The sequence below is a fragment of the Novosphingobium sp. BL-S-21 genome, from assembly GCF_055521655.1.
Map to the genome: position 1 here is coordinate 979,914 of NZ_CM145496.1, position 12,651 is coordinate 992,564.

General features: G+C 65.7%; 10 protein-coding genes. 7 read left to right on the top strand and 3 right to left on the bottom strand.

The window, feature by feature from the left end; translation table 11 throughout:
• Nucleotides 1-154 precede the first annotated feature (154 nt).
• The 3 genes from ACZ1J6_RS13020 to ACZ1J6_RS13030 all read left to right on the top strand — a co-directional run bounded on the left by ACZ1J6_RS13020 (nucleotide 155) and on the right by ACZ1J6_RS13030 (nucleotide 5,471).
• Nucleotides 155-1,003, top strand: a complete 849-nt coding sequence (locus ACZ1J6_RS13020) for a TIGR00266 family protein (RefSeq protein ID WP_134093105.1) — start codon at nucleotides 155-157, stop codon at nucleotides 1,001-1,003.
• A gap of 135 nt (nucleotides 1,004-1,138) precedes the next feature.
• Nucleotides 1,139-2,962, top strand: coding sequence for a glutamine--fructose-6-phosphate transaminase (isomerizing) (gene glmS, locus ACZ1J6_RS13025; RefSeq protein ID WP_314465733.1), 1,824 nt, complete (start codon nucleotides 1,139-1,141; stop codon nucleotides 2,960-2,962).
• Nucleotides 2,963-3,287: 325 nt separating this feature from the next.
• Nucleotides 3,288-5,471 carry a putative bifunctional diguanylate cyclase/phosphodiesterase gene (locus ACZ1J6_RS13030; RefSeq protein ID WP_431566886.1) on the top strand — a complete coding sequence of 728 codons (2,184 nt, stop codon included), beginning with the start codon at nucleotides 3,288-3,290 and terminating at the stop codon, nucleotides 5,469-5,471.
• 27 nt (nucleotides 5,472-5,498) lie between these two features.
• Here ACZ1J6_RS13030 and ACZ1J6_RS13035 read toward each other — a convergent pair whose 3' ends face one another.
• Together ACZ1J6_RS13035 and ACZ1J6_RS13040 are read right to left on the bottom strand one after the other, a co-directional pair.
• Nucleotides 5,499-6,536 carry an NAD(P)H-dependent amine dehydrogenase family protein gene (locus ACZ1J6_RS13035; RefSeq protein WP_431566887.1) on the bottom strand — a complete coding sequence of 346 codons (1,038 nt, stop codon included), beginning with the start codon at nucleotides 6,534-6,536 and terminating at the stop codon, nucleotides 5,499-5,501.
• An 81-nt stretch (nucleotides 6,537-6,617) separates the two neighbouring features.
• Complete coding sequence (locus tag ACZ1J6_RS13040) at nucleotides 6,618-8,279, bottom strand: MFS transporter (RefSeq protein WP_431566888.1); 1,662 nt, start codon at nucleotides 8,277-8,279, stop codon at nucleotides 6,618-6,620.
• 245 nt (nucleotides 8,280-8,524) lie between these two features.
• On the opposite strand from ACZ1J6_RS13040, the gene ACZ1J6_RS13045 reads away from it, so the two are divergent.
• Nucleotides 8,525-9,778: an acetyl-CoA C-acetyltransferase gene (locus tag ACZ1J6_RS13045; protein ID WP_431566889.1), complete on the top strand. Its 1,254-nt coding sequence runs from the start codon at nucleotides 8,525-8,527 to the stop codon at nucleotides 9,776-9,778.
• Nucleotides 9,779-9,804: 26 nt separating this feature from the next.
• On the top strand, nucleotides 9,805-10,293 hold the full coding sequence (locus tag ACZ1J6_RS13050) for a MarR family winged helix-turn-helix transcriptional regulator (RefSeq protein ID WP_132263308.1): 489 nt from the start codon (nucleotides 9,805-9,807) through the stop codon (nucleotides 10,291-10,293).
• Nucleotides 10,294-10,388: 95 nt separating this feature from the next.
• Here ACZ1J6_RS13050 and ACZ1J6_RS13055 read toward each other — a convergent pair whose 3' ends face one another.
• A complete protein-coding gene (locus ACZ1J6_RS13055; protein ID WP_132263310.1) occupies nucleotides 10,389-10,706 on the bottom strand; it encodes a hypothetical protein in 318 nt (105 codons plus the stop codon).
• Nucleotides 10,707-11,059: 353 nt separating this feature from the next.
• Between ACZ1J6_RS13055 and ACZ1J6_RS13060 the strand changes: the two genes are divergently transcribed.
• Together ACZ1J6_RS13060 and ACZ1J6_RS13065 are read left to right on the top strand one after the other, a co-directional pair.
• Complete coding sequence (locus ACZ1J6_RS13060; protein WP_465128114.1) at nucleotides 11,060-12,310, top strand: CaiB/BaiF CoA transferase family protein; 1,251 nt, start codon at nucleotides 11,060-11,062, stop codon at nucleotides 12,308-12,310.
• A 38-nt stretch (nucleotides 12,311-12,348) separates the two neighbouring features.
• A complete protein-coding gene (locus tag ACZ1J6_RS13065) occupies nucleotides 12,349-12,639 on the top strand; it encodes a hypothetical protein (protein ID WP_431566891.1) in 291 nt (96 codons plus the stop codon).
• The last annotated feature ends 12 nt before the right edge of the window (nucleotides 12,640-12,651 follow it).

The following is a 12,651-nucleotide window of genomic DNA, read 5'->3' on the forward strand; positions in this document are numbered from 1 at the left end:
CAGGAACACCGATCGTATGCCGGTCTTTGCCGGTCGATTGTCGTCGGAACAGTGTTCGTCGAAGCCTGCAGACTATCCGACGGACGCGGTTTGACAAGAACTTTCACGAAACCCAGATATCAGGCACCGAATCTTTCCCGCCTACGGAGTATCCATGTCCAACAACCCCTGGAGCCACAGCCGAAATTCCGCGATCGCGGACGATGTCGATTTCGAGATCAAGGGCCACGAGCTGCAGTTCGTGGAGATCGAGCTCGATCCCGGCGAAAGCGCGGTTGCGGAGGCAGGAGCGATGGTGTGGAAGGATTCGTCGATCGCCATGTCTACCGTGTTCGGAGACGGCTCCGAGCAGCAGGGCGGCGGTTTCATGGGCAAGCTGCTCGGCGCGGGCAAGCGGCTGGTCACGGGCGAGAGCCTGTTCACCACCGTCTTCACCCATGAGGGCCGCGGCAAGGCCCGCGTGGCCTTCGCCGCGCCGATCCCCGGCTCGATCCTGCCGATCAAGCTGGATGACGTGGACGGCCGCCTGATCTGCCAGAAGGACGCCTTCCTTTGCGCCGCGCGCGGGGTCTCGATCGGGGTGCACTTCCAGCAGAAGATCATGACCGGCCTGTTCGGCGGCGAAGGCTTCATCATGCAGCGCCTCGAAGGCGATGGCTGGGTCTTCGTGCAGATGGGCGGCACCGTGATCGAACGCACCCTGGCCGCGGGCGAGGAACTTCACATCGATACCGGCTGCGTTGCCGCTTTCACCGCGGGCATCGACTTCGACGTGATCCGGGCCGGTTCGGTCAAGTCGATGATCTTCGGCGGCGAGGGCGTGTTCTTCGCGCGGCTGCGCGGGCCCGGGCGCGTCTGGATCCAGTCCCTGCCCTTCTCGCGTCTGGCCGGGCGGATGATGGCTGCCGCCGTGCCTTACGGCGGGCAGAACCGCGGGGAGAGCACCATGCTCGGCCTCGGCGCCGTAGGCGGCCTTGCGGCGATGATCGGCGGGGACGATTGACCGCTTCGGATTACATCCGAAAACCCATCCGATTTGCACACATTACCAAGCCTTCATGGTGGCGCCACCAAACGCCAACCATTATCGGTGTAACGGCACGCCAGTTTCGGCTCGAACTAAGGTAACGCAAGCGCAATGTGTGGAATCATCGGCATCGTCGGCAAGGAAGAAGTCGCGGATCGACTGGTCGACGGTCTTCGGCGCATGGAATATCGCGGTTATGACAGCGCGGGCGTCTGCACGGTAGAGAACGGCCAGCTGATCCGCCGCCGCGCGCAGGGCAAGCTGGTCAATCTCGTGAACGAGCTTGCCCGCGATCCCGCACCGGGCCTGATCGGCATCGCCCACACCCGCTGGGCCACACACGGCGCGCCGACGGCCGCCAACGCGCACCCCCACGCCACCGAGCACCTGGCGCTGGTCCACAACGGCATCATCGAGAACTTCAAGCCGCTGCGCGAAGCCCTCGAATCGCGCGGCCGCACTTTCGAGAGCCAGACCGACACCGAAGTGGTAGCCCACCTCGTGTCCGAACAGGTCGAGGCCGGGCTTTCCCCGCAAGAGGCCGTGAAAGTCGTCCTCCCGCAGCTTCGCGGCGCCTTCGCGCTTGCGATCGCCTTCCGCCAGCACCCCGACCTGCTGATCGGCGCCCGCCTCGGCTCGCCGCTGGTCGTCGGCTACGGCGAAGGCGAGACCTACCTCGGTTCGGACGCCCTCGCCCTGGCCCCCCTCACCCAGCGCATCACGTATCTCGACGAGGGCGACTGGGTCGTCATCACCCGCGAAGGCGCGCAGATCTTCGATGCCGACAACAACCCGGTGGAGCGCGAGATCGTCTCCTCGGGTGCCTCGGCCGTCGCCATCGAGAAGGGCAATTACCGCCACTTCATGCAGAAGGAGATCTTCGAGCAGCCGACCGTGGTGGCGCAGACGCTGCGCAGCTACATCCACCAGGTGGACCAGTCGGTCGCACTGCCGCAGATCGATTTCGACCTTTCCGCGATCAAGCGCATCACCATCGTCGCCTGCGGCACCAGCTTCTATGCGGGCATGGTGGCGAAATACTGGATCGAAACCTTCGCCCGCCTGCCGGTCGACATCGATGTGGCCTCCGAATTCCGCTACCGCGACCCCGTGCTGGAGCCGGGCGGCCTGGCCCTGTTCATCTCGCAATCGGGCGAGACGGCGGACACGCTCGCCGCGCTCAAGCATTGCAAGGCGGCCGGGCAGACGATCGCCGTCGTCGTCAACGTGCCCACCAGCACGATGGCGCGCGAGGCCGACCTGCTGCTGCCGACTCACGCCGGGCCGGAAATCGGCGTGGCCTCCACCAAGGCCTTCTCGTGCCAGCTCGCCGTGCTGGCGGCGCTGGCCGCGCACCTCGCCGTCAAGCGCGGGCGCATGGACCGGGCCGAGGAGATGGACGTCGTCCACCACCTGCTGCAAACGCCTGCCAGCCTCAACGCCGCGCTTGCCTTCGACGAAGAGATCGCCGCCATGGCGCATCTGATCGCACCGGCGCGCGATGTGCTCTACCTCGGCCGGGGCCCCGACTATCCGCTGGCTCTGGAAGGCGCACTGAAGCTGAAGGAAATCAGCTACATCCACGCCGAAGGTTACGCCTCGGGCGAAATGAAGCACGGACCCATCGCCCTCATCGACGAAGCCGTGCCGGTGATCGTCCTCGCCCCCTCCGGCCCGCTGTTCGAGAAGACCGTCAGCAACATGCAGGAAGTGCGCGCGCGCGGCGGCAAGGTCGTGCTGATCTCGGACGCCGAAGGCATTGCCGAAGCCGGCGAAGGCTGCATTGCCACGATCGAGATGCCCCGCGTCCACCCGCTCATCGCCCCGCTGGTCTATGCGGTCCCGGTGCAGCTGCTGGCCTACCACGTCGCCTGCGTGAAGGGCACCGACGTCGACCAGCCGCGCAACCTCGCCAAGAGCGTGACCGTCGAATAGAGGCCGTTTCGGCTCGACCTTGCCGCAGGTCGAGCCGAAGCCCGGCGGCCATCATGGCGGCAGCGCGCATTTTCCCGGCTGCCGGCCATCTTGCACGACGCCTGAAAACAGCCTGATGGTTTACTCCGCGCTAACCTTCACCCGATAGGCTCTCCGCGTGAGAAAGCGGTCGCAACCCACTCAACCGCTCCCGAAGGAGCTGCCAGTCTCCGCTATCCTTGGGCTGACCCAGCCGGCGGAGGGGGATTGGGCGCGTCTGCGCGGCATTCAATATTCGTGCCTTTCCCGCGCGCCTGTCGCCCGATTCGTCACGCAGTTCGCCGCCATGCTGGCCGCCGCCGGACTGCTGGCGCCGCGCCTCGATCCCCGGCTGATCCTGGGCTGGGCCGTGCTCGTCTGCGCCGCGGCCTGGTACGGTGCCCGAATCGACAACGCCGTTTCCGCAGCCGAGGGACGGAACCTGCGGCCCGGCGAGGCCCGCGCCTATCTGGCGGCAACCATCGTCAAGGGCCTGGTCTGGTCGATCCCGGTCTGCGGCTTCGGGCCGTTCCTGGCTGCGGACGTGCAAGTGAAGCTCTGGACCGTCCTGGCGATGCTGATGACGGCTTTCGCAGTGCTGATCCCGGGCGTGCCGATGGGCACACTCGTCTTCACCGGGCTTGCCGGCGGTTCCGCCATCGCCTGTTTCCTCGCGCTCGGCCTCTACGACGTCGCGCTGGTCGCTTCCGCCTTCATCGCCGTGGTCGTGGCCGGCGCCATCCAGTCCGCCCGGCAGTTCCTTACCGGCAAAGTGGCCGAAGCGGGCATGGTCGAGCGGGACGAAGTGGTCTCGCTGCTGCTGCGCGAATTCGAGGAAGGCGAGGCCGACTGGCTCTGGCAGATCGACACCACCCGCCGGGTCCGCGCCGTCTCGCCGCGTTTCGCCTTCGCGCTCGGCAAGCAACCGCGCGAGATCGAAGGGTTGCCGTTCCTTCAGCTCATTGCCGGCGCGAACTGGGAAACCGGCGATTTCCCCGCAAGCCTTCACGATCTGGCCGAACGATTGAAGCGCCGCGAAAGCTTCTCCAACTTGCTCATTCGCGTCACCCTGTCAGGCAAGGCGCGCTGGTGGGAGCTGTCCGGAACGCCGAACGTGGACGAAACCGGCCAGTTCGACGGGTTCCACGGCGTCGGCTCCGATGTGACCGAAGCACGCGAGAACTCCGACAAGATCGCCTGGCTCGCGCGGTACGACCCGCTGACCGGCATGCCCAATCGCCTGATGCTGGGCGAAGCCCTCGGCGAAGCACTCTCCCACGCTTCGCAGTGGCGCATGCGCTGCGCGTTCCTGATGATCGACCTCGATCGCTTCAAGGCGATCAACGACACCCTGGGGCATCACGTCGGCGACCAGCTTCTGGCCCGCGTGGCGGAGCGCCTGAAGGAACAGATGACGGAACGCGAGGTCTGCGGCCGTCTGGGCGGTGACGAATTCGCCATCGTCATCCGCGATGCCACCGATCTCGACTACGTCAAGCGCGTGGCGCAGCGCGTGATCCAGAGCCTCTCGCAGCCCTACCAGGTCGATCACCATACGCTGTTCGTGGGCGCCTCGATCGGCTCGGCCATCGGCCCGCGCGACGGCGATGCAGTGGAAACGCTGATGCGCAATGCCGATCTCGCGCTCTACCGCTCGAAAGACGAAGGCGGCAACGCCCATTTCACTTACGAACCCGCGCTTCACACCCGCGCCGAGGAACGCCGAAAGCTGGAATCGTCCATGCGCTCGGCGCTGGAACGCAAGGAGTTCACGCTCAACTTCCAGCCCGTGGTGGATACCCAGAACGAAACCGTCGTCAGCTTCGAGGCCCTGCTGCGCTGGAACAGCAAGGAACACGGCGCGGTCAGCCCGGTGAAGTTCATCCCCCTGGCGGAGGATACCCGGCTGATCATCCCGATCGGCGAATGGGTGCTGCGCGAAGCCTGCCGGGAAGCGATGAACTGGCCGGACCATGTGCGCGTGGCCGCGAATGTCTCGGGCGAGCAACTGCTCGACCCGAATTTCGTGACCAGCGTCGTCTCCGCCCTCACCGAAAGCGGGCTTCCGGCCGCGCGCCTCGAACTGGAAGTGACCGAAAGCATCTTCCTGCGCGATGCCACCCTCGCCCGTTCCGCGCTCGAAAAGATCATGGCGCTGGGCTGCAAGGTGGCGCTCGACGATTTCGGCACCGGCTATTCCTCGCTCGGCTACCTGCGCAAGTTGCGGTTTTCGACCATCAAGATCGACCGCTCCTTCGTGCAGGGCGCCGCCACCGGCAATGCCGAAAGCCTGGCGATCATCCGCGCCGTGGTCGCCATGGCCGACAGCCTCGACATGTCGACGACCGCGGAAGGCGCTGAGACCGAAAAGGAAGTCGAGATGATCCGCAAGCTCGGCTGCCGCAAGATCCAGGGCTATTACTATGGACGGCCGATGTCCGCGAAGGACGCGGTCGCGCTGTTCCGCAACCGCGCCTTCTCGGCCGTGTGATCAGGCACGCATCGGCGATTCTCGACCCTAACCGTAGATCGGCAGGATCTGCGGCAAGTCGGACGTCGTGCGGATACCCGGCGGTGCAGCGCAGACGGCGGGAATGGCATTGACCGGCCGGTGCGCCGTCAACCCCGGCGTGTAGGCGGCATAGTCTTCCTCCGCGACCGGGAACGTGATGTCCACCTTCACCGGCGTGTCCCCCTCGGTGGTGATCCGCCATCCGGATTCGCGCAGGTCCCAATCATGCTCGATCTCGGTCGTCACATACCAGTTCGCGCGGAACCGCATGACCGGGCGGCCGCCGCTCTTGCAGGTGATCGTGGTGCGCATCGCGCCGACGGTGCCGGCCGGGACGGTGCCCGCCGCGATCGTCAGGTCCTTGAGGGTCGGCGAGAGTTCGCCCACCGCCTCGATCTCGTCCACCTTGAGGCCCACGGCATCGGCAATCTGCGACAGCGAGCTGCCGAAATCGCCCTTGAGATGCTCGGCCCGGCGCTGGTCGAATGGCGCCATCGGCGCTGCGAAACCCATGACCTGGAACAGCATCTCGGGCGAATTGCGGCTGGAGACGTCGGCATATTCGTCAATGGTCAGTAGCCCGTGCGTACGCTGGAGCGACAGGAGCGGGATCGCCAGGGCTTCCGTCACGAAGCCGGGGCTCGATCCGGTGCTGTAGATCGAGGTCTGGCCCGAGCGGCAGGCCTCCTCCACCCGTGCGCGAAGTGCAGGGTCCATCCGCGCGGGATTGTGGAAGTCGCCGCGCGTGGTGACCACGTTCTTGCCCGATGCGAGCAGCGTGCAGATCTCGTCCCAGTCGGTGCCCTGCCGCATATAGAGTACGCAGTCCGCATCGAGCGCCGCGAGTTCGTCCAGCGAATTGGTGGCCTTCACGCCCGTGGGCGGCAATCCGCAGAGTTCGCCTGCATCCTTGCCCACCTTTTCGGGCGAGCTGACCCAGAGCCCCACAAGGTCCATGCGGGGATGCTCGATCACCGTGCGCAAGGCGCGGCTGCCCACATTGCCCGTCGCCCACTGGATGACGCGCCAGTTTCGGCCTTCCATCGCTTCTCTCCCGTTTCTTGTCTCGTGCGGACTTGGCCGCTGGTCATGAACTCCCGCAATCCCCGGATGGGAACGGCGGGTTCAGGGCGCCATCCAGCTGACGGTATCCTGCTGCGGGTCGGGCGAATCGGCTTTCCATCGCACCGAGCCGAACGGCCGCTCCAGCCGGCGCCGCACCCGGTTGCCCTGGTGGGAGCGGTTGAACGCATCGGCCTGGGTCTGAAGCTCGATATCGGCCTGGGTGAAGCGGTCGCGCAGGCGCAAGTAGTCGCCCCAGGTCGGGCAGTGGTAGCGCTCCGTCCAGAGCGCGGGATCGGCGATGTCCCGCGCAAGCGACCATTCGAAGCCGCCGTTGCGTTTGCGCATCGACTGCATTTTCATCATCACTGCATAGAAGTCCCGCGCGCGTTCGGGATCGACGTCGTAGTCCACCTCGATCACCACTGGCCCGGACCGCAATGTCAGGGCCATGCCCACAGCGGGCTCGTGGCCCAGCGGCACTTCCTCGGTATCGGCCTGGTCGCCGCCGATGGGCATGAGCAGTCCGAGCAGCGCGGTCGCGCCAACGGCGATGCCCGAAGCCACCAGCGCAAAGGCCACGCTCCACCCCGCCGCCACTTCGCCCCAGGCCCAGGCACCCAGCCCGATTCCGGCGGTGATGGCCGAGGAAAACAGCGAGAGCGCCCGCGCCGTCACCCAGCGCGGCGCGGAGAGCTGCACGGTCACGTTGAGCATGGCGACGGTCAGGATATTGCAGGCGCCCACGATCAGGAATGCCGCGCAGGTCACCACGATGTCATGGCTCATGCCGATCGCAACAAGCGCCAGCCCGGTCCCGATGGCGAAGATCCGCACGGCCAACTCGGTCGAGATCGCCTCGCGGATGCGGCTGACGAACAGCGCGCCGGCCACCGCGCCCACGCCTTGCGCGCCGAGCAGCACACCGAACGTGGACGCATCGCCGTGCAGCAGGTCCCGCGCGATCAGCGGCGCCAGGGCAGAGGCCGTCGCCGTGCTCAGGCCGAAGACCAGCACGCGCACCAGCGCCGTGCGGATCGCCGGGGCGTGGAGCGCATAGCGAACGCCGCCGATGATCGCGCGGTCCATCCGCTCGGGCGGCAGCCGCGAAGGTGCATGGCGGCGGCGCCAGAGGAAGAAGGCGAACAGCAGCGGCAGATAGAGCAGCGAGGTCATGCCGAAAACAGCCTTGGCCCCGTAGATCACCACGATCAGGCCGCCGAGGGCCGGTCCGAAGCTGCGCGCGACATTGTAGCTGATCGTCCCCAGAGCCACCGCCGCAGGCAGATGCGCGCGCGACACCTGCTCGGGAATCGACGCTTGCCAGGACGGCGAATAGAGCGCGACCCCTCCCCCGATCAGCGCGCAGAACAACAGCAGCAGCCACGGCGTGATCAGGCCGAGGAATGCCACCACCGCCAGCACCGCCGCGCAGATCGCACTGAACGTCAGGCCCGTCATGGCGATGCGGCGACGGTCGAACATGTCGGCGATGGCGCCCGCAGGCAGCGTCACCAGGACGAGCGGCAACATCATCGCCGATTGCACCAGCGCGACCATGCTCGGCGAATTGCTGAGCCGCGTCATTTCCCAGGCCGCGCCGACGCCCAGGAAGAGCTGTCCGAAATTCGAGAACAGGCTGGCCGTCCAGATCCGCCGGAACGTGGGTTCGCGCAAAGGTGCGAAGGCGCCCCCCGATTGCTCCGCCCGTTCCAATCCCGTCATGCCCGCCCTTTCGCATTTTTCTGTCTGGAGATGATGGCGAGGGTGGCCGCAGCGTCAAGGCGGCTGACCGAACAGGCCCCTTCCTCGCACCCGGCCCCGCCCCCACGATATGCTTGGGCGCAGCGGCAATCGCCAAGGCGATAGGAGCCGTGCCGCCAATTGCAATTCCCCGGCCGGGCCAGCATCACCCCGGACAAAGCGCGCAGGCAAGCCCGATCCGCGCGGATTTTCGAGGAGAGCAGACCGTGACCGACGCCTATATCATCGACGCCGTCCGCACCCCGCGCAGCATCGGCAAGATGGGCAAGGGCGCGCTGTCCGCCATGCACCCGGAACACTTGTCCGCCACGGTGCTGGCTGCGCTGAAGGACCGCAACGGCATCGACACGGCCGATGTGGACGACGTGATCTGGGGCGTTTCGGCGGCCATCGGCCTTCAGGGCGGCGACATCGGCCGCATGGCCGCGCTCGATGCCGGCTACGACATCCGGGCCGGCGGCGTCACGCTCAACCGCTTCTGCGGCTCCAGCCTCACCGCGACCAGCCTCGCCTCCGCAATGATCATGTCGGGCATGTCGGATCTCATGGTGGCCGGCGGGATGGACATGCTCTCCTACGCCAATGCCCATGGCATGAAGTTGCGCGAGGCCGGGCTGGGCAGCGCGGGCATGGGCGCCGGCAATCCGCGGCTTCAGGCCAGGCATCCGCAGACCAACCAGGGCGTCGCCGCCGATGCGATCGCGGCGATGGAAGGCATCGGCCGCGCGGAACTGGAAGCGCTCGGCGTCGAGAGCCAGCGCCGCGCCGCGCAGGCCATCGCAGAGGGCCGGTTCGACAAGTCCACCATCGTGGTCCGCGACGATCAGGGCAATGTCATCCTGGACCATGAGGAATACCCGCGCCCGGACACCACGGCCGAAAGCCTCGCCCAGCTCAAGCCCGCCTTCGAGATGTTCTTCGACATGCCTTCCGTGCCGGGCGGCAAGACTTATGTAGAACTGATCAGGCAGGTCTATCCCGATCTCGACGTCAAGCCGATCCACCATGTGGGCATATCGTCCGGCGTCGTGGACGGCGCCTCGGCGATCCTGCTGGCGTCAAAGGACTATGCCGAGAAGCACGGCCTCAGGCCGCGTGCGCGCATCGTCGCCATGGCCGAGACGGGAGACTGCCCTACCCTCATGCTCAACGGCCCCGTGCCGGCGGCCAACAAGGTGCTGGCAAAAGCCGGGCTGACCAAGGACCAGATCGACGTCTGGGAAGTGAACGAAGCCTTCGCCGTGGTGGTCGAGAAATTCATCCGCGACCTTGACCTGGACCGCGCGAAGGTCAATCCGAATGGAGGTTCGATCGCGCTGGGCCATCCCATCGCCGGGACCGGGGCGATCCTTATCGGCACCGCGCTTGACGAACTGGAGCGCACCGGGGGCCGCTATGGCCTCATCACCATGTGCGCTGCGGGCGGCATGGCGCCGGCGATCGTCATAGAGCGCGTCTGAACGCCGGAACGAAGCAGGAGTATTGAGTGGCAACCGACGCGGAAGAAAAGCTGACCGGCAGACTGGGCGAGGCTTTCAACGACCCCGACATCAGTCCCCGTCGCCAGGTCGGCCTGCGCATGACGGTGATTTCCCGGCTTCAGCGCAGCAATTTCGACCGCAAGGTGGCCGTTCTCAACGTGACCCGCTCGCAATGGGCGATGATCGCGGTGGTTTCGCGCCATCCCGGCTCGACGCAGCGCATCATCGCGGAATACCTGGAAATGTCGGAAGCCTCCGCCGGACGGCTGATCGACCGGCTCTGCGCGGAAGGCCTGCTGGAGCGCCGCGACCGCGCCGACGATCGCCGGGCACGCGCGGTCTACCTGACCGACGAGGCAAAGCCCCTGCTCGACCAGCTGGGAGAGATCGCCAATGAGCGCGAGGAACGCATGTTCCAAGGCTTTTCGGAAAGCGAGATCGAGCAGCTGCGCAGCTACATGAACCGCATCTACGACAATATCAGCCGCGACTGAGCGCCATTTCCTCAGGCCGGACCGATCAATACGGCAGGCACAAAAAAAGGGCGGCTCGCAGGAGCCGCCCTTTTTTCTTGGCTATTGCGCCCGGCTTACTTGGCCGCGGCAATGTCCTTCTTCGACAGCGAGGTGGTCAGCTTGCCGTCGACGGCCGTCAGGCTGGCGGCAGGGACCGTGACGAGGCGGCCGTTCAGGATGACCTGCGGATTGCCGTCTGCGGCAACGCGGTAGATCGGCGCCAGACGGTAGCCATTGGCACCATAGAGCATCTTGCCGGCAGTCAGGTCGAGCGGCGCGGCGGCCTCTTCGGTGACGGCACGAACCGACTGGGTGGTTTCGGCGAAAGCGGCCGGAACGATGCCGAAGGTGGCGACAGCGGCAGCAGCGGCAAGGGCAACGAACTTGTTCATCTCAGGCATCTCCAAAAAATCGAGGTTGGTGTCGAGGTTCTCTCAACTTACTAACCTAGGTTAGGAGTTGTTGAACAGATAGTCAATTGCATTTTCAGCACCGATCAAAACTTTTTTGCAACTGCACACGGCGATCCATCCACCAGCCGGATCATGTTGCAATGCAGCGCAGGAAGGCATCGCACAGGCGGAGGGCGCAGCAATTGGCAGGCTTGATCGTGGGCACGATGAGGCGCGGGTTGCCAGCCCCCACCTTTGCGCTCAAATCGAATGAAGCCTCGGCGGAGGCGGAAATCCGGGCCTCTCGGGCACTCTTCGCCGAAGATTTCATAGCGATAACAGAATTTTCAGCGATGAGCGGGGACAGGCAGACGATGGCAACTAAGGTGATGCAGGGGGTGCGCGTCCTCGAAGTGGCGCAGTTCACATTCACACCGGCCGCCGGAGCGATCCTGGCCGACTGGGGCGCGGACGTCATCAAGATCGAGCATCCCGTGCGCGGCGATACCCAGCGCGGCTTCCTCAACATGGGCGGCGTCCAGCTCGATCCCTTGCGCCATACGCTGTTCGAGCATCCCAATCGCGGCAAGCGCAGCGTCGGCATCGACCTCTCGACCGCGGAAGGCCAGGAACTGCTCTACGAAATGGCGAAGCACTGCGACGTGTTTCTCACCAACTACCTTCCGCAGGTACGCCAGAAGAACCGCTTCGACGTCGAGCACATCCGCGCCGCCAATCCGAACATCATCTATGCGCGCGGCAGTGCCTGGGGCGACAAGGGACCCGAGCGCGAAAAAGGCGGCTTCGACGGCACCGCCTTCTGGTCGCGCAGCGGCATTGCCGATTGCATGACCCCGCCCGAACTGCCCGGTCCGCTCTCCCAGGGGATGCCCGCCTTCGGCGATTCGATCGGCGGCATGTTCATTGCCGGCGGCATCTCCGCCGCACTCTTCCACCGCGAGAAGACCGGCGAGGCCGCGGAACTCGACGTCTCGCTGATGAGCACCGCGGCCTGGGCCTCGGGCGCGAACATCGCGCAGGCCGTCGAGACCGGCGTGATCACCAAGAACGCGATGCCCAGCTCGGGCGGCGGTGCCAAGAATCCCTTCATGGGCAATTTCTGGACGTCCGACAATCGCACCATCAACTTGTGCATGGTCAGCCCGACCGGGCTCATTCGCGACACCTTCGAACATGTCGGCCGGCCCGAATCCGCGGACGATCCGCGCTTCCAGGATGTGCTCAGCCTGATCGAGCACTCCAAGGCCGCCAGCGACATCCTGGTCGCCGCTTTCGCCGAGAAGCCCTTCGCCTATTGGCGGGAGCATCTGAAGACGCTGAAGGGCCAGTGGGCGCCGATCCTCAACTTGCTCGAACTGGCCAGCGACGAGCAGGCGCTCGCCAACGACATGCTGATCGAGGTCGAGGGCGCCGACGGCGGAGAGCCGCTGAAACTGGTGCGCGGCCCGGTCCAGTTCAATGGCGAGGCGCTGGAAACCACGCGCTCGCCCCAGGCCTCGGAACATACCGAAATCGTGCTCATGGAAATGGGCGTGGACTGGGACCGGATCGAGGATCTCAAGTCCAAGGGCGCGATCGCCTGATCCCGCTCCCGACAATTCGACTGCAAGGAACCTAGAAGATGAAGCCTGGAACCCGTCTCAAGAGCGCTGCCTGCGACACCGAAGTCATGGTGATCCGCGCTGCCGACGGCACGATCGAATGCGGCGGCGCACCGATGGACGAAGCCAAGTCCGCCGATGCCGCCCCGCTGGCGGCCGACTTCTCGGCCGGCACGCTCATGGGGAAACGCTACGTCGATGCGGACGGCAAGTACGAACTGCTTTGCGTGAAGCCCGGAAAGGGTTCGCTCTCGGTCGACGGCGTGGCGCTGGTGGTCAAGGACGCCAAGCCGCTTCCCGCCTCCGACTGATCCCGGCATTCT